The sequence below is a fragment of the Halosolutus halophilus genome, from assembly GCF_022869805.1.
GTDB classification, from domain to species: Archaea; Halobacteriota; Halobacteria; order Halobacteriales; family Natrialbaceae; genus Halosolutus; species Halosolutus halophilus.
In genome coordinates this window covers 2,776,647-2,791,757 of record NZ_CP094974.1, presented here as the reverse complement: position 1 = coordinate 2,791,757, position 15,111 = coordinate 2,776,647, and the positions used below count along the sequence as shown (strand labels likewise).

Genomic DNA, 15,111 nt, shown 5'->3' with positions numbered 1-15,111 from the left:
AGTGAGGAATCGATTTTCCGCCACTATCGCAGCGTCGACGTCAGTACGCGTCTTCGAGCACGGCCTCGATCGCCTCCTGCGTCGGCTCCAGCCCGGCCGGCGCGTTCGCCACGAACGAGTCCTCCAGAATCGCCTCGGCGACGGCCGGGAACTCGTCCGGTTCGGGTCCGTCGACGTCCCGGAGCCGCGCCGGCAGATCGAGCGCGTCGCGGACGTCCGCGACGGCGTCGACGATCGCCTCGGCCCGATCGGCCGCGTCACCGACGCCCAGCGCGTCCGCGAGGAGGTCCCGCCGGCCGTCGACCTCCTCGAAGAGGTACCGGAGGACGTGTGGCGCGACGACGCCGTGGGCGGCACCCTGTTGCACGTCGTACGATCGGGTCAACCCGTGACCGAACGCGTGGACGATCGAGAGCGTGGTCTCGCCGGGGCGGGAGATGCCGTACTGGACGACCATCGTCCCCTCGAGTACCGGTTCGAGCACGTCTTCGGTCGGGCCCTCGTCGCCGAGTCGCCGGAGGCCGTCCCGCAGGAGTCCGAGACCGCGCATCGCAGTCGCGTCCGTCACCGGCGTGGCGGTTCGGGCGTAGAGGGTCTCGATCCCCTTGTCGAACCCGTTCATCGCGGAGGCCGCGAGGATCGATTTCGGAGTCGTCGCGACGAGCGCGGGGTCGTAGACGATCGCGCCGGGCATCAGCCGCGGATCGCCGACGCCGCCGCTCGTCGGCGCGTCGACCAGGCCGCCATCGGGTGCCGCCGTCACGCCGGCGACGGTCGAGAGGTCGGCACCCGCGAGCGTCGTCGGAATCGCGACGATCGGTGCCAGCGATCCCGACGGGATCGAGATCGTGCCCCGCTCTTCGAACTCCCGCCCGATCGCCGCGGGATCGCGGTCGGCGGCGTCGAGGACGCTGATGACTTTCGCGACGTCGAGGCTGCTCCCGCCGCCGAGTGCGACGAGGACGTCCGCGTCGTGGGCGTCCATCGCTTCGGTCCCCTCGACCGCCGTCGCGAGGCGCTTTTTCGTCGTCGTCTCGGCGAAGACGCCGCCGAGTCGATCGCCGAGTCCCTCGGTGACCGGATCGATCACCGCGGGCGAGTTTCCGACCGTCGAGCCGCAGACGAGGAGTGCCCGATCGAACCCCTGCCTCGCGAGTTCGTCCGCGAGGTCGTCCACCGAGCCGGATCCGAACCGGAGGACGCCGGGATCGTACTCGAACCGGAAGCCGTCGCGCCGGCTCACGCGGGTCCCCTCCGTAACTCGTCAGTCCGGCTCACGTCAGTTCCCTCCCGTCTCGGCGGTCGGGCCCTCGAACTCGGGCAACTGAGCTTCGATCCGCTCGCGTTCGTCCTCGAGCCACTCGGGGAGGGTGAGGGTCGAGCCGAGTTCGTCGACGTCCTCGTCGACGGTGAAGCCGGGGCCGGTCGTCGCGATCTCGAAGAGCACGCCGCCGGGTTCCCGCGAATAGATCGACTGGAAGTACTTGCGATCGATGACCTCCGTGACGTCCAGTCGGTGATCTCGGAAGACGCCGCGCCACCGCTCTTGCTCGTGGACGTCCGCGGCCTCGAACGCGACGTGGTGGACGGTTCCGACGCCCATGTGGCCACGGTCCGCGTCGGTCTCGACGAGGTCCACTGCCGATCCCGGGCCGCCGTCTGGCGTCCGATACCGGCGGCGACCGTCGTCCTCGCCCTCGAGTTCGTAGCCGAGGACGTCGGTGAGCACCTCCGCGGTCGGTTCGAACGCGTCGACGGCGAGGGTCACGCTGTGGAAGCCGCGGAGCTGGTGATCGGCGGGTACTGGGCTGTCTGCCCACGGTTTTGCGTCGGCCTCTCTGGCCGCCTCGCTTCCGACGAGTTCGAGCCCGATCCCGTCCGGGTCGTCGAACCCGAGTACCGTCTCGCCGAACCGCTCGGAGCGATCGACCGCCACGCCCTGCGATGCGAGTCGATCAGCCCAGTAGTCGACGGAGTCGGATCGAATCAGGTAGGCCGTGTCCCGCGTCTGGCCGGCCCCGAACTGGCCCGAGTGGCCGCGATCGGTCCACGGAAAGAACGTGATGTTCGTCCCCGGCGTCCCCTGCTCGTCGCCGAAGTAGAAGTGATAGGTCCCCGTATCGTCGTGGTTGACGGTTCGCTTGACGAACCGCAGGCCGAGCGCGCCGACGTAGAACTCCGCGTTGGCCCGCGGGTCGCCGGCGATCGCCGTCACGTGGTGGAGACCGGGTGTCGTCGGTGCCATAGTAGTTCCACGTAGGTATCGGATGCGGGTATCGTTTAGCGGACATCGGTGTTACCGGACGCGGTCCGCGACATCGCACCAACCGAACTTGTTCACACACCGAACGCACGACGGCTGTGCGATCGGGTGTGCACCGACTGTCAGTGGCGACGATAGCACCACCGTTAATCCGATTCCGGCCGAGACGGTCGTATGGGCTGTCCGTATCTGGAATACCGGCGCGAGTCGAACGAACTCGCGTTCGACCACGAGCGAGCGTACTGTACCGTCGCCGATCGGTTCGTCCAGCCGATGCGCGCCGACATCTGCAACGATCGCTACGACCTCGAGCACGGCGACCACTGCGAAATATACCGGGCCCACGCGGACGGCGACGGGGCGGGCAACGACGACGGTGCCGGGGCCGATCGATCGTCCGAGGAGGGCACCGACGGATGAGCTACGAGGACTTCCTCGGCGGCGATCCGGTGATCGTCACGGCGGCGCTGACGGGCGGCGTCCACGGGAAGGAAGCGAATCCGAACCTGCCGGAGACGCCCGAGGAGATCGGCCGGGCCGCGGCCGCAGCCGAGGAGGCCGGCGCGTCGGTCGTGCACCTCCACGCCCGCAAACCGAACGGTGAACGATCGTTCGCGACCGATCGCTTTCAGGAGATCGACGACGCGGTTCGGCGACACGCCGACGACGTGATCGTCCAGCACTCGACCGGCGGCACCGGTGCGCACGCCGAGGAGCGACACCAACCCCTCAGAACGGATCCGCCGCCGGAGATGGCCTCGCTCGACATGGGCCCGCTGAACCGGTACGATCACCTCACCAGCGAGAACACGCGGGCGATGGTCGACGCGCTCCACGCGGAGATGCAGGATCGCGGTATCAAACCGGAACTCGAGGTGTTCAACGACGGACACGCGAACGAGGTCTACGGACTGCTCGATCGCCGCGACCTCGCCGAACCGGTGTACGCGACGCTCATCTTCGGCGGTGGCACGCTCACGCGACCCCGGCCGCGGAACCTGCTGAACGCCGTCTCGAACCTCCCGGACGGAGCACGGTTCAACACGCTCGGGTTCGGCCCCCACCAGTTGCCGTTCGCGACGCTCGGAATCCTGCTCGGCGGCCACGTCCGCGTCGGCCTCGAGGACAACGTCTATTACCGGCAGGGCGAACTCGCGACGAGCAACGCGCAACTCGTCGAGCGCGTCGTTCGCGTCGCCGAGGAACTCGGTCGCGAGGTCGCCACGCCGGCGCAGGCACGCGAGATACTGGGCCTCTGAGACCCGAGTACTCCCGCGATCGGGAGGCGGCCGGGTCAGTGGATGGTCCACACCCAGTAACTCGCACCGATGGCGAGCAGGCCGACACCTTCCAGCCGGGACAGTCGTCGGCCGGTCGCGAGGACGGCCGACGCGATCGCGGTGACAAGCGCGAGCCACGCCAGTCCCGACAGGACAGCCCCGTCGACGGAAAGCGGGCGCACGACCGCGGCGCTCCCGAGGACGACGAGGACGTTGAAGACGTTCGAGCCGACGACGTTCCCCGCCGCGATACCGAGGTTCTCGTGGCGCGTCGCGACGATCGAGGTCGCCAGTTCCGGCAGCGACGTCCCGCCGGCGACGATGGTGACGCCGACGACCCACTCCGAGACCCCCATCGACAGGGCGATCCCGCTCGCCCCGTCGACGAGGAGTCGACCGCCGACGAGGACCAGTGCGAGACCGACCAGCAGTCTCGCCCCCTCGGCGCCGTATCGAATCGACTCGGCGTCTCGATTCGGCTCGTACGAGTCGCCGCCCGCGGGGGTCGGCGACGCCGGATCGGTGGTGGGACTTCCGGCGTCGTGACGCTCCGTAGCTGCCGATCGGGTCACGGTACGCCAGATCCAGCCGAGGTACGCCGCGAACAGCGCGAGTAACAGGCCGCCCTCGACGCTGGAGACGACGAGATTCGCGAGGACGGCGATTCCGACGGCGGTCGTCGCGGCCATCGCGACGGTGTCCCGTCGGACCAACTTCTCCGAGACGCGGAACGGGCGCACGACCGCGACGAGTCCGAGGGTGAACGCGAGGTTGAAAACGTTCGAGCCGACGACGTTCCCCGCCGCCACGTCGGCCCGCCCCTCGAACGCCGCGCCGACGGAGACGACGAGTTCCGGCGCGGACGTCCCGAACGCCACGACGGTGAGGCCGACGACGAGCGCGGAGATGCCGGCCGCGCGCGCGAGCGTCGCCGCCGCCGTCACGAGCCACTGGGCGCCGAGCCACAGCGCGACTACGCCGCCGAGTACGAGTGTGACGTCTCCAACCAGGCTCATTCGTGCGCTCGCGAATTCGACGAGTCGGGGCAAAAGCTTGCGGCCTCCGTGCGGGGACCTCTCCCTCGGGCCGGAGACGCGGGCTCGTCCGCCCGGTCCGCGACGAATCGGACGGGCACCGGGTCCGTATCACTCCGCCGCTACCGGCTCACTCCTGGGGCGCCTTTTCTCTCGCCGCCCAGATCCCACACCAGTCGACCGATCGGATCATCCCTTCGACTTCGGTACACGCACCGATCCCGTCGCCGTTCTTGTCGTCGATGTAGAACGTGCAGTTCCCGCACAACTGTCCTTCCTGCGGTCCGCACTGGTACGCGGCGTCCTCCTTCGATAGTAACTCGCTCTCGTCTTTCCGCTCGATGCCGTCGGTACTCACTGCGTTCCGTTCGACCTCCGGAACGGAGCCCTCCAGTTGGTCGAGACACCAGTCGGCCGGGCGTTCTTCGCCGGTGTCCCCGTCTTCTTCGTCGCCGAGACAGCCCGCGAACACTAGTACCGGGCCGGTCCCGGCGATGCGAAGGAATCGGCGGCGTGGTTCCCGCGACTCGCCGTCACTCATACCCCATGGTACGCCCTGTCGCTCCAAAAATCCCTGGTTTGCGGCCCAATCGATGGGAATCGCGAGCTTCGATCGGCCGGGGTTTCCGTCCCCGGCAGATGCATGCCGGTCGTTTATTCGATCGGGGCTGGTCAGTCTTATGTTAGACGATATCAATGAACGTATTCGACGAAACGAACGGGGCCCGGGAACGATGACATCGAACGAGGACGTCGATTCCGCTGACGAGTCGTTCCACCCGCTCGGGAAGGCGTGGCAGGAGGAACTCGAAGCGTCCCTCGACGAGACCGAGTACGACACGGAACTCGGCCTCGAGATGGCCGAAGACGCGATGAAGGTCACGAAGGGGGAACTGTCGGAGGAGGAGTTCCACGATCGGTACCACGAGGACGTCCTGGCCGAGTTCGGTGAGGACGAACGCCCGGTCGAGTCCGGCGATGGAAGCCGATTCGACGAGGCGCTCTCGCGGTTCGGGGTCGACGAGGAGTCGCGTCGCGAGGTGATGAAGAAGATGGGGGCCGGCGCCGGTGCGGTCGGACTGGGCGCCTGGGGGACGGCCGAATCCGGCGGCGAACCGGCAGTCGAAGCCACCCAGGAGGACGAGGAGGGCGGTGGCGAGTACGGGGACGGCGAGGGCACCCAGTGGGGCATGGTGCTCGATCTCGAACAGTGCGACGGCTGTCTCGCCTGCGTGGTCTCGTGTGCGGAAGAGCACAACTGGGACCAGGGCGCGAACTGGATGTACGTCCTCGACTACGAGGACACCACGCCCGGCGGTCGGAACCGCCTCATTCGCCCCTGCCAGCACTGTACGGACGCGCCGTGTGAGAAGGTGTGTCCGACGACGGCCCGTCACACGCGGGATTCGGACGGTCTCGTGCTGACCGACTACAACGTCTGCATCGGCTGTCGGTACTGTCAGGTCGCCTGTCCGTACGGCGTCAACTACTTCCAGTGGGGAGAGCCCGAGGTGCCGGTCAGCGAAATCGAGGAAGACCACATGTACGACCAGCGCGGCCGGTGGGTCAGCAGTCGCGGCCCGCGGGGAACCATGCAGAAGTGTACGTTCTGCGCCACCAGGCAGGACGGCTCCAAGGGCGAGGAGTTGGTCGGCCGGACCGCCTGCGAAGACGCCTGTCCCCCCGAGGCGATCCAGTTCGGCGACATGAACGATCCCGAGAGCGACCCCCGGCAGTACCTCGACGACCCCGCGCTGGCTCGAGCGCAGACCATGAATTCATCCGATGAGGAGATCCAGGAAGCGATCGCCGTCGTCACGGGCGAGACTGAACCGGCCGAGGACGAGGGCGGCGACGGCCTAACAGAGCGTGAGGCCCGGGGACTCCTCCAAGCCGAAGCCGGGACCGGCGATTCGACGTTCAAGTTGCTCGAGGACATCGGCACCAACCCGAACGTCGTCTACATCGGCAACGAACCGGGACCGGAAGCCGAGCAGGTCGAGGGGGAGATCTCCTACGAGGACGTCGGCCAGACCGACAACCGCAAGACGGTCCTCGACGACGAAACGGTCGACCTCGGTTGGTTCGCCTGACGGATAGGATTGCTCGTGGGCCGGCGACACCGGTTCGTCACCGCGTTCGAACGAGGTGCATCCATCCCTGCTGCGCTCGCCCCCTCGACCGGTGAAAAGCGGCCGTATACTGTCCGTGGGATTCGTCGAGGTAATCCGGAGAATCCACCACACCGACGTACAGCCGACAGTATATTTACGGTATCGGGGTAACCACTCCCGGTATGGCAGACGACGGGGACCGGCATCGACAGAGTCGGCTGTTCACCGACGAGGACGGGTCGTTCGACGCCGATCGGGCGCGAGACGAGGCGCTCCCGGTCGAGGACGGCGAGGTCGTCGACACCGACGCCCTCGCGGATCACCAGCGGTACGTCGAGGGCCGCGGGGTCTACGACGAACGCAACCGAGTCAACGACCTCACGGGGACGGAGTGGAAGTACGCGACGAAGTCGGTGCTCGCCGAGGGCTACCCCCCGGACGTCCAGCACGACCTCCGGAGCGAGCACGGCGGCCAGAAGCCGCCACGGCTCTGTGCCGAACTGATCGGTCGGTTCAGCAAGGCCGGGGACACCGTCCTCGACCCCTTCGCGGGCGTCGGCGGGACCCTGCTGGGCGCGAGTTTCTGCGAGCACGAGGGGACGGGCCTCCGGGAGGCGATCGGGTTCGAGCGCAACGATCGCTGGGTCGACGTCTACGAGGCGGTCCTCGACCGGGAGAACGAGGAGCGTCGTGCTCGCGGCGAACCGCCCCTCGCCCCGCAGGACATGCGCCGCGGAGACTGTGCCGACCTGATCGAAGACGTGCCCGACGACTCGATCGACCTGCTCCTGACAGACGTCCCCTACTGGAACATGGACGAACTCGAGCAGACCCGAAACGAACGGCGGACCCGCGAGAGCAAACTCGGCTCGTTCGACGACGGCGATGGCGACGGCGACGACCTCGATAACGGGCCGGACGGCGAGCAGTCGACCGGGGGGACGAAAGCCGAGTGGCTCGCGGACATGGCCACGAAGTTCGATCGGTTCACCGACGCGGTCGCCCCGGACGGCCACGTCGTAGTCTTCATCGGCGACATGTACCGCGACCAGTCCTACGAATTCCTCTCGGCGGACCTCGCGCGGGCGATCGAGTCGACCGCACCGGTCACGCTGGCGGCGAACCTGATCTGGTACGATCCGACCAAGGACCTCCACGTCTACGGCTACCCGTTCTCGTTCGTCCCCTCGATGGTCCACCAGAACGTCCTGGTGTTCCGACTCGAGGACGGTGACGGCGACTGAGAACGCGTCGACGTGTCTGCTCTCTGACTTCTGTCATCCGATCGTCTGACGCAGTTTTAACTTCCCCCAGTATCGAGTGGAAGATAGGCGCGCTGTACGGACCCGTCCCCATCCTCCCGTCTGCGCGCCTACCCCCCCAAACTGCTCCCATCCCCTTCCTCGCCCGTTTCGGTCCCCGGGGCCGCCCCATCGGGGGCGACTCAGGCACCCGGACCGAAACAGGGCAGTGGACCTCTCGCACGGCGATCGTCCGTCACCGACGGTTCTCGATCGTCCGCTCGTCCGATACCGCGTCCATCGCTTCGTCCACCCGTCTCAGGCGCTCGTCGGCAGCAGCGCCGATCGGACGTCGTCCGCCCTGTCCGTCTCGACGATGATCGCAACCTCGTCGCCGACCGCGAGTTCCGTTCCGGGCAGTGGAATCGTCAGCGACTCGTGTTGGCGTCCGTGGGCGTAGATCCGCGCAGCCTCGGGCAAGTCGAGTTCGCTGATCCGCTTGCCGACGGCGGGCGACCCATCTCGGATCTCGAGGACGGTCAGCTGGAGGTTCGCCGCGAGGTCGGCGACGACGTTGAAGTCTCCGCCGAGCATGGCGGTCTTGGCACCGGCTGCGCCGAGGCGTTCGGGATAGATGATCTCGTCGACGTCCGCGGCGTACTTCTTGTAGATGTCCTCGCGGTAGTCCTCGTCGATCCGGAGGACGGTCCGGCAGCCGTGGTGGGTGCCGACCATGCAGGCGGCGAAGTTGACGTTGAGATCGGGCGTGAACGCGCCGATCGCGTCGGCGTCCTCGATTCCCGCGTCGACGAGGGCCGACTCGTCGGCACCGTCGCCCTGGACCGTGTCGAACCCTGCCTTGCTGGCTCGATCGATACGATCGATGTCGACGTCGACGACGACGACGTCGTGGCCTTCCTCGGTGAGGATGCGTGCCGTCCGCGAGCCGACCCGACCGTATCCCACAATAACAAACATCATGATAAAGGGGTACACGCTCCGGGGTCAAATACGTTCGTTCGCGACCGACGGTCGGATCGCCGTGATCGACGGTCGCAACCGCCACGTGTATACACGAACGTGGCTATCTCCGCGTTACTGGAGACGAAAACACTTAACTAAGCCCTATTAGTATGCTCGACTATCCAATATGGGGGTCACAGAAGCGATCGCGGACTACTTCGAATTCGAGGAGTACGGGACCGATCTCGAGACAGAACTGCTCGCCGGCCTGACGACGTTCCTCGCGATGTCCTACATCATCGTGGTCAACCCGGCGATCCTCAGCGAGGCGATCCAGATCGAGGGCTACTCCGGGCAGGAAGTGTTCCAGATGATCGCCGTCGCCACGATCCTCGCGTCGGTCGTGGCCATCCTGGTGATGGCGTTCTGGGCCAACAGACCGTTCGGCCTCGCGCCGGGGATGGGATTGAACGCCTTCTTCGCGTTCACCGTCGTCCTCGGTCTCGGGGTCCCGTGGGAGGTGGCACTCGCGGCCGTCTTCGTCGAAGGTGTCGTCTTCATTCTCCTGACGGCGTTCGGTGCCCGACGGTACGTCATCGAACTCTTCCCCGAACCGGTCAAGTTCGCCGTCGGGGCCGGTATCGGTGTCTTCCTGCTCTTCCTCGGGTTCCAGGAGATGCAGGTCGTCGTGACCGACGAAGCGACGCTGGTAACGCTGGGCAACGTCGCGACCAGTTCGATCGCCGCGCTGTCCCTCGCCGGACTCGCCCTGACGTTCGTCCTCTGGGCCCGCGGCATCCGCGGGTCGATCGTCATCGGAATCGTCACCACTGCGATCGCCGGCTGGGTGCTCACGCTCGCCGGTGTGGTCGCGCCGGGCGTGCTCACGCCGGGCAACAGCTACGAGCAGGTCACCCAGGACGGGATCGCCCAGATGATCGCGGGCGTCCAGTACGACTTTACGCCCCTGATCGCCGGGTTCGTCGACGGACTCGGGCAGGTTACCGAGGATCCGCTCGTCTTCGTGCTCGTCGTGTTCACGTTCTTCTTCGTCGACTTCTTCGACACGGCGGGGACCCTCATCGGCGTCTCTCAGATCGCCGGCTTCCTGGACGAGGAGGGCGACCTCCCCGAGATCGAGAGGCCGCTGATGGCCGACGCGATCGGCACCACGTTCGGCGCGATGATCGGGACGTCGACGGTCACCACGTACATCGAATCCTCGACGGGGGTCGAGGAGGGCGGGCGCACCGGCTTCACCGCGCTCGTCGTCGCGGTGCTCTTCGCGCTGTCGCTGGTGGTCGTGCCGTTGATGGCTGCGATCCCGCAGTACGCGACCTACATCGCGCTCGTCGTGGTCGGCATCATCATGCTCCAGGGCGTCGCCGACATCGACTGGAGCGACCCCGCGTGGGCGATCTCCGGCGGCCTGACGATCACCGTCATGCCCCTGACCACCTCGATCGCGAACGGCCTCGCCGCCGGTATCATGAGCTATCCGCTGATCAAGGCGTCGATGGGTGAAGGCGAGGACGTCTCGCTCGGGCAGTGGATCCTGGCGATCGCCTTCGTGATCTACTTCGCCGCCTACTTCGCGGCCACCGCCGGCATGCTCGCCTTCTAGTCCGCCGCCGCGCCGGCACGTCCAACCGGGCTTCCGGCAACGACGCGGGCGATCGGTGGTCTCATACGTCTTCCGTGGCAACGCTGAATTATGGCTGACATTACCTTCTACGAACTGCCCGGCTGCCCGTTTTGCGCGAAAGTCCGCACGAAACTCGAGGAACTCGACCTCGAGTACGACACGGTCGAGGTCCCTCGCTCACACGCCGATCGGACCGAGGTCGAGAGGGTCAGCGGCCAGACCGGCGTCCCGGTCATCACGGACGAAGCGCAGGGCGTCGAGGGGATGCCGGAGAGCGACGACATCGTCGAGTACTTGGAAGAGACGTACGCCTGAGTGGGTCGAACCGCCGAAAACCGATCGAACCGCGGATCACGCTGCTTCTTCGCGTTCGGACCGCTCCCGGATGACGTCCCGGAGGTCGTCCGCGTCGCGGAGTTCTTCGAGTTCGTCGCGCTCGACGATCGCCGTTCCGTCGACGGACTCCTGTTTCGCCCGATCGACCACGTAGACCGATCGGGTGCGCGTGACGTGGCCGATCGAACTCATGATGCGAGCGCGTTTCTCGGCGGCCTTCGTGAACTTCGAGTGGCCGGTGAGGACGACGTCGCTATCGTCCTCGTCCTCGCTGACGGCCTTGAACGGTGACCGGACCGTCGGGTGGACCTGGTAGCCGGCGCGCGTGAGAACGGCGACGACTTGTTCGTCGCCGGGGTCGGCCTCGGGGTCGTCGGGCGTCGACTCCGGTTCGTGGACGTCGTCGGCACCTTCGAGGACGTCGACGGGACTCGTCAGTTCCGAGTCGAACATCTCCTCTAGGGCCATCGCGACCTCGACGGAGGCGTTCATGCCGTCCTCGTACTTGGAGACGGTCCGCCGTGAGACGCCGAGTTCGCTCGCGAGTTGGCCCAGACTCCAGTCGCGGTCCTCTCGTTCGTCGGCAAGCAGGTCACCGTCGATGTTGACGTAGAGACCACCGGGTGCGGCGTAGATCAGCGGCGGCACGTCCTCGATGAACAGGTTGTACGCGGTGTCGGGACTGAAGACCGGCACGCCGTGGCGGAAGTAGACGACGTCGGGTTTGAGGTCCTCGTCGCGACTGCGAAGTCCGATCACGAGCGGCGTCGCCCGGAGGTAGTTCCCCAGCCGTCGCATCTCGTGGCCAGTCGCCTCGTTGAACGCGTCGATGTTTCCGAGGATCTTGACGAGCAACAGGTCCTCACCGCGCCGCGCTGCGACGTCGAAACTCTTCGGCCGGATCGCACACCGGTCGCTGACCACGAATCCCGCGTCCTCTAACATCGCGGTCACGTTGCCGACCAGTGCGGAGCGGGACATACGGGGTTGTAAGCTATTCCTCGTATAAGAGAGTTTCCCTGCTTAGACCGTGGTGCTGGCACGCGATTCTCCGATCGAGACGGCACCACCCTTATATAATGGTTCACGATTCTTCACGGCGACGGCGCCGTCCCGAAAGGCGTTACTCCGCCGGGTTGCAACCACGGACGATGACCGTCGTCGGAATCGACGATACGGACTCCCGCGAGCGGGGGATGTGTACGACGTACGTCGCGGCGCAGGTCGCCGAGCGACTGCGCCGCCAGGGTGCCGGAGAAACCGACGGCGGGGTCTCCCGACTGCTCCTCGTTCGGCTCAACCCCGCGGTCGAGTACAAGACGCGGGGCAACGCCGCGCTCGCGATCCACACCGACTGCGACCCCGATCGAGCGTTCGAACTCGCCCGCGATCGGCTCGCGTCGCTGGCGGAGACGGCGGACGAGCGGACGAATCCGGGGCTCGTCGTGGCCGACGGCGGACCCGAGGCGGTGCCCGACGACGTGCGCGAATTCACGTGGCGGGCGATCCGGGAGCAGCTAACGGTCGCGGACGCGACGGACCTGATCGACCGGCACAACTATCGATCGTGGGGCGCCGGCAACGGGCGCGGACGCGTCGGTGCGCTGGCGGCCGTCGGAAGCTGGGCCGCTCTCGACGAGTGGACGGACGAGTACATTTCCTACCGCGAGCCCGATCGGTGGGGAACTGCCCGCGAGGTCGACCACGAGAGCGTCTTCGACGCGGCCGAGTGGGGGTATCCGACAGTGTGGGACACCGTCGATCGCGGCGAGGACGAGACGGTCTGCGTGCCACACACGCCGGGGCCGATCCTCCACGGCATTCGCGGTGACGACCCCGATACCGTGCGCGCGGTCGCCGATCGCATCGAGAGCGAACCCGTCTCCGGGAGCCAGCTCTTCGTGACCAACCAGGGGACCGACGTCCACCTGCAGGAGGGCTCGATCGAGACGGTAGCGGACGGCCGCGCCTATCGCGTCGACGGTCGGGTGGCCACTGCTCCCGAAACGCGTCGGGGTGGCCACGTCTTCGTCACGCTCGAATCCGATCGGAACGGACGATCCGACGACGACGCCGATGACGCCAGCCCACCGGCGGGCGCCGACGGGACCGACTCGCGATCGCGACTCGAGTGTGCCGCCTTCGAACCCACGAAGCGGTTCCGCGATCGAGTCCGGGCCCTACGAATCGGCGATCGGCTCACCGTCTGCGGCGAAGTCTCGCGCGGAACGCTCAAACTGGAGAAGTTCGCCGTCCGGGACCTCGTGACCACGGAGCGCGTGACGCCGACCTGTCCCGACTGCGATCGCACGATGGAGAGCGCCGGGCGGAACCAGGGGTACCGCTGTCGGGACTGCGGGACGAGCGCGGCCGAGAAGGTCGAGATCGACCTCGATCGAAGCCTCGAGCGCGGCTGGTACGAGGTCCCGCCGTGTGCCCGTCGGCACGTCGCGAAACCCCTCGTTCGCGGCGGGTTCGACGCGCCGACGCACCCGGAGCGGTAGGCTGAGCGGGAGACCGAACCCGGTGTGGGGACCGTTTTCGGTGCACAACGGCGGTGTCGTCGCGGTATCGTCCGGTACCGATCCTCGATCGTCGGAACGGAGCGGTCGCGCCCGCCACCCGCTCAGCAGGCGTCGGCCCGCCGATCGCGCAGAAGATCCCGCGTCTGCCGTGACTCGCGCCCGATTTCCTCCGGGAGACGGCGCCCGGCAGCGTCTCGATGCAGCCGTGGCAGTACGTGTATCCGAGTTCGTTCTCCGCGCCGCACTCGAGACAGACGACGACGCCGTCCTCGCGATCGACGATCGGCTCGTCGTCGGCGGCCGCCGCGCCGACGTTCGACGCGAATCGGCGGAGATGGACGAAGACCGGGTGGAGGGCGACGATCATGGCGAACCCGGCGAGTAGGACTGTTGAGTCCATCCTCGTTTGAGCTGGATTCCTGAATCGCCTTCTATTTTTTGCAGACCACAAACTCTTGTTCTCCGTTACGGATTCCGGGGGAGGTTCGATCGCCGACGTGCGGTTCTCGAAAGGGTTTTTCCGCGCGACCGGTTGAATACAGACAAATGGGGCTCGAGGAGGAGATCGAGGAGATCGAAGAGGAAATCGCCAATACGCCCTACAACAAGTCGACGGAGGCTCACATCGGCCGGCTGAAGTCGAAGCTTGCGGAGAAAAAGGAGAAACTCGAGAACCAGCAGTCGGGATCCGGGGGTGGCGGCGGCTACTCCGTCGAGAAACACGGCGACGCGACGGTCGCACTGGTCGGGTTCCCGAGCGTCGGCAAGTCGTCGCTGCTGAACTCGCTGACGAACGCCGAGAGCGAGACGGGATCGTACGAGTTCACGACGCTGGACGTCAATCCGGGGATGCTCAACCATCGCGGGGCCAACATCCAGATGCTCGACGTCCCCGGCCTGATCGAGGGTGCGGCGTCGGGAAAGGGCGACGGTCAGCAGGTCCTGGCGGTCGTCCGCAACGCCGACCTGATCGTCTTCGTCCTCTCGGTGTTCGAAATCGACCAGTACGATCGGCTCCGGGAGGAACTGTACGACATCAACATCCGCGTCGACCGGGCGCCGCCGCGGGTCACCGTCCGCCCGAAGCACAAGGACGGGATCAAAATCACCTCGAGCACCGACCAGGACCTGGACGAGGGGACGATCAAGGACGTCCTCCGCCAGCACGGCTACGTCAACGCCGACCTCAACCTCCAGGAGCGGGTCACGATCGATCGGTTGATCGACGGCCTGATGGAGAACCGCGAGTACATCCCCTCGATCACCTGCGTGAACAAGGTCGACCTGATCGAACCCGACTACAAGGAAACCGTCGACGAGCAGTTGCGCGAGCGCGGACTCGACCCCGAAGAGGTGACGTTCATCAGCGCCGAGGCGGAGAAGGGTCTCGAGGCGCTCAAGGATCGGATCTGGGAGAACCTCGGACTCATCCGCGTCTACATGGACAAACCCGGCCGCGGGATCGACTGGGAGGAACCGCTCGTCGTCGAAGCCGGGACGACCGTCGGCGAAGCGATCGAGAAACTCGGCGGCGAGATGGAAGAACGGTTCCGGTTCGCCCGCGTCACGGGGCCGAGCGCCACCCACGACCAGCAGCAGGTCGGCAAAGATCACGTCCTCGAGGACGAGGACGTCCTCAAGCTGATTCTGCGGCGATAGCCGATTGCCCTCCTGGGGCTGACGATCCCTCCCCGAATCGGCCGAATAATC

General features: G+C 66.7%; 14 protein-coding genes and 1 pseudogene. 8 read left to right on the top strand and 7 right to left on the bottom strand.

Annotated elements, in window-relative coordinates:
• Nucleotides 1–40: 40 nt before the first annotated feature.
• The gene (locus MUG98_RS13600) at nt 41–1,243 is read right to left on the bottom strand and encodes an iron-containing alcohol dehydrogenase family protein (RefSeq protein ID WP_265107989.1); all 1,203 of its coding nucleotides are present in this window, start codon (nt 1,241–1,243) and stop codon (nt 41–43) included.
• Between the two features lie 36 nt (nt 1,244–1,279).
• On the bottom strand, nt 1,280–2,245 hold the full coding sequence (locus tag MUG98_RS13595) for a ring-cleaving dioxygenase (RefSeq protein WP_265107988.1): 966 nt from the start codon (nt 2,243–2,245) through the stop codon (nt 1,280–1,282).
• Between the two features lie 192 nt (nt 2,246–2,437).
• On the opposite strand from MUG98_RS13595, the gene MUG98_RS13590 reads away from it, so the two are divergent.
• The gene (locus tag MUG98_RS13590; protein WP_265107987.1) at nt 2,438–2,683 is read left to right on the top strand and encodes a hypothetical protein; all 246 of its coding nucleotides are present in this window, start codon (nt 2,438–2,440) and stop codon (nt 2,681–2,683) included.
• A complete protein-coding gene (locus tag MUG98_RS13585) occupies nt 2,680–3,522 on the top strand; it encodes a beta-keto acid cleavage family enzyme (protein ID WP_265107986.1) in 843 nt (280 codons plus the stop codon). Before MUG98_RS13590 ends, MUG98_RS13585 begins: the two co-directional genes overlap by 4 nt.
• A 35-nt stretch (nt 3,523–3,557) precedes the next feature.
• On the opposite strand, the gene MUG98_RS13580 is transcribed toward MUG98_RS13585, so the two are convergent.
• Both MUG98_RS13580 and MUG98_RS13575 read right to left on the bottom strand, forming a co-directional pair.
• Nucleotides 3,558–4,559, bottom strand: a complete 1,002-nt coding sequence (locus tag MUG98_RS13580) for a calcium/sodium antiporter (protein ID WP_265107985.1) — start codon at nt 4,557–4,559, stop codon at nt 3,558–3,560.
• Between the two features lie 148 nt (nt 4,560–4,707).
• A complete protein-coding gene (locus MUG98_RS13575) occupies nt 4,708–5,118 on the bottom strand; it encodes a high-potential iron-sulfur protein (RefSeq protein ID WP_265107984.1) in 411 nt (136 codons plus the stop codon).
• A gap of 193 nt (nt 5,119–5,311) precedes the next feature.
• Between MUG98_RS13575 and MUG98_RS13570 the strand changes: the two genes are divergently transcribed.
• Together MUG98_RS13570 and MUG98_RS13565 are read left to right on the top strand one after the other, a co-directional pair.
• Entirely contained in the window at nt 5,312–6,670 is a 1,359-nt protein-coding gene (locus tag MUG98_RS13570; RefSeq protein WP_265107983.1) for a 4Fe-4S ferredoxin N-terminal domain-containing protein, read from the top strand.
• Nucleotides 6,671–6,873: 203 nt separating this feature from the next.
• Nucleotides 6,874–7,935 carry a site-specific DNA-methyltransferase gene (locus tag MUG98_RS13565; protein WP_265107982.1) on the top strand — a complete coding sequence of 354 codons (1,062 nt, stop codon included), beginning with the start codon at nt 6,874–6,876 and terminating at the stop codon, nt 7,933–7,935.
• 315 nt (nt 7,936–8,250) lie between these two features.
• Here MUG98_RS13565 and MUG98_RS13560 read toward each other — a convergent pair whose 3' ends face one another.
• A complete protein-coding gene (locus MUG98_RS13560; RefSeq protein WP_265107981.1) occupies nt 8,251–8,913 on the bottom strand; it encodes a potassium channel family protein in 663 nt (220 codons plus the stop codon).
• A 169-nt stretch (nt 8,914–9,082) separates the two neighbouring features.
• On the opposite strand from MUG98_RS13560, the gene MUG98_RS13555 reads away from it, so the two are divergent.
• On the top strand, nt 9,083–10,519 hold the full coding sequence (locus MUG98_RS13555) for an NCS2 family permease (RefSeq protein ID WP_265107980.1): 1,437 nt from the start codon (nt 9,083–9,085) through the stop codon (nt 10,517–10,519).
• Between the two features lie 90 nt (nt 10,520–10,609).
• Complete coding sequence (locus MUG98_RS13550) at nt 10,610–10,855, top strand: glutaredoxin family protein (protein ID WP_265107979.1); 246 nt, start codon at nt 10,610–10,612, stop codon at nt 10,853–10,855.
• 36 nt (nt 10,856–10,891) lie between these two features.
• Here the strand turns inward: MUG98_RS13550 and MUG98_RS13545 are convergent, their stop codons facing one another.
• Nucleotides 10,892–11,857: a transcriptional regulator gene (locus tag MUG98_RS13545; RefSeq protein WP_265107978.1), complete on the bottom strand. Its 966-nt coding sequence runs from the start codon at nt 11,855–11,857 to the stop codon at nt 10,892–10,894.
• 170 nt (nt 11,858–12,027) lie between these two features.
• On the opposite strand from MUG98_RS13545, the gene MUG98_RS13540 reads away from it, so the two are divergent.
• Nucleotides 12,028–13,380 carry a tRNA(Ile)(2)-agmatinylcytidine synthase gene (locus MUG98_RS13540; RefSeq protein ID WP_265107977.1) on the top strand — a complete coding sequence of 451 codons (1,353 nt, stop codon included), beginning with the start codon at nt 12,028–12,030 and terminating at the stop codon, nt 13,378–13,380.
• A gap of 241 nt (nt 13,381–13,621) precedes the next feature.
• Here MUG98_RS13540 and MUG98_RS25555 read toward each other — a convergent pair.
• Nucleotides 13,622–13,768 (bottom strand): annotated as a pseudogene (locus tag MUG98_RS25555) (hypothetical protein); the annotation flags it as partial.
• Between the two features lie 179 nt (nt 13,769–13,947).
• On the opposite strand from MUG98_RS25555, the gene MUG98_RS13530 reads away from it, so the two are divergent.
• Complete coding sequence (locus MUG98_RS13530) at nt 13,948–15,060, top strand: OBG GTPase family GTP-binding protein (RefSeq protein ID WP_265107975.1); 1,113 nt, start codon at nt 13,948–13,950, stop codon at nt 15,058–15,060.
• The last annotated feature ends 51 nt before the right edge of the window (nt 15,061–15,111 follow it).

Bases quoted from the DNA above. Each gene is read 5' to 3' on its own strand.
- MUG98_RS13580 (WP_265107985.1), bottom strand. From the start codon at position 4,559: ATGAGCCTGGTTGGAGACGTCACACTCGTACTCGGCGGCGTAGTCGCG.
- MUG98_RS13545 (WP_265107978.1), bottom strand. From the start codon at position 11,857: ATGTCCCGCTCCGCACTGGTCGGCAACGTGACCGCGATGTTAGAGGAC.
- MUG98_RS13555 (WP_265107980.1), top strand. From the start codon at position 9,083: ATGGGGGTCACAGAAGCGATCGCGGACTACTTCGAATTCGAGGAGTAC.
- MUG98_RS13595 (WP_265107988.1), bottom strand. From the start codon at position 2,245: ATGGCACCGACGACACCCGGTCTCCACCACGTGACGGCGATCGCCGGC.
- MUG98_RS13530 (WP_265107975.1), top strand. From the start codon at position 13,948: ATGGGGCTCGAGGAGGAGATCGAGGAGATCGAAGAGGAAATCGCCAAT.
- MUG98_RS13540 (WP_265107977.1), top strand. From the start codon at position 12,028: ATGACCGTCGTCGGAATCGACGATACGGACTCCCGCGAGCGGGGGATG.
- MUG98_RS13565 (WP_265107982.1), top strand. From the start codon at position 6,874: ATGGCAGACGACGGGGACCGGCATCGACAGAGTCGGCTGTTCACCGAC.
- MUG98_RS13550 (WP_265107979.1), top strand. From the start codon at position 10,610: ATGGCTGACATTACCTTCTACGAACTGCCCGGCTGCCCGTTTTGCGCG.
- MUG98_RS13585 (WP_265107986.1), top strand. From the start codon at position 2,680: ATGAGCTACGAGGACTTCCTCGGCGGCGATCCGGTGATCGTCACGGCG.
- MUG98_RS13575 (WP_265107984.1), bottom strand. From the start codon at position 5,118: ATGAGTGACGGCGAGTCGCGGGAACCACGCCGCCGATTCCTTCGCATC.
- MUG98_RS13560 (WP_265107981.1), bottom strand. From the start codon at position 8,913: ATGATGTTTGTTATTGTGGGATACGGTCGGGTCGGCTCGCGGACGGCA.
- MUG98_RS13590 (WP_265107987.1), top strand. From the start codon at position 2,438: ATGGGCTGTCCGTATCTGGAATACCGGCGCGAGTCGAACGAACTCGCG.
- MUG98_RS13570 (WP_265107983.1), top strand. From the start codon at position 5,312: ATGACATCGAACGAGGACGTCGATTCCGCTGACGAGTCGTTCCACCCG.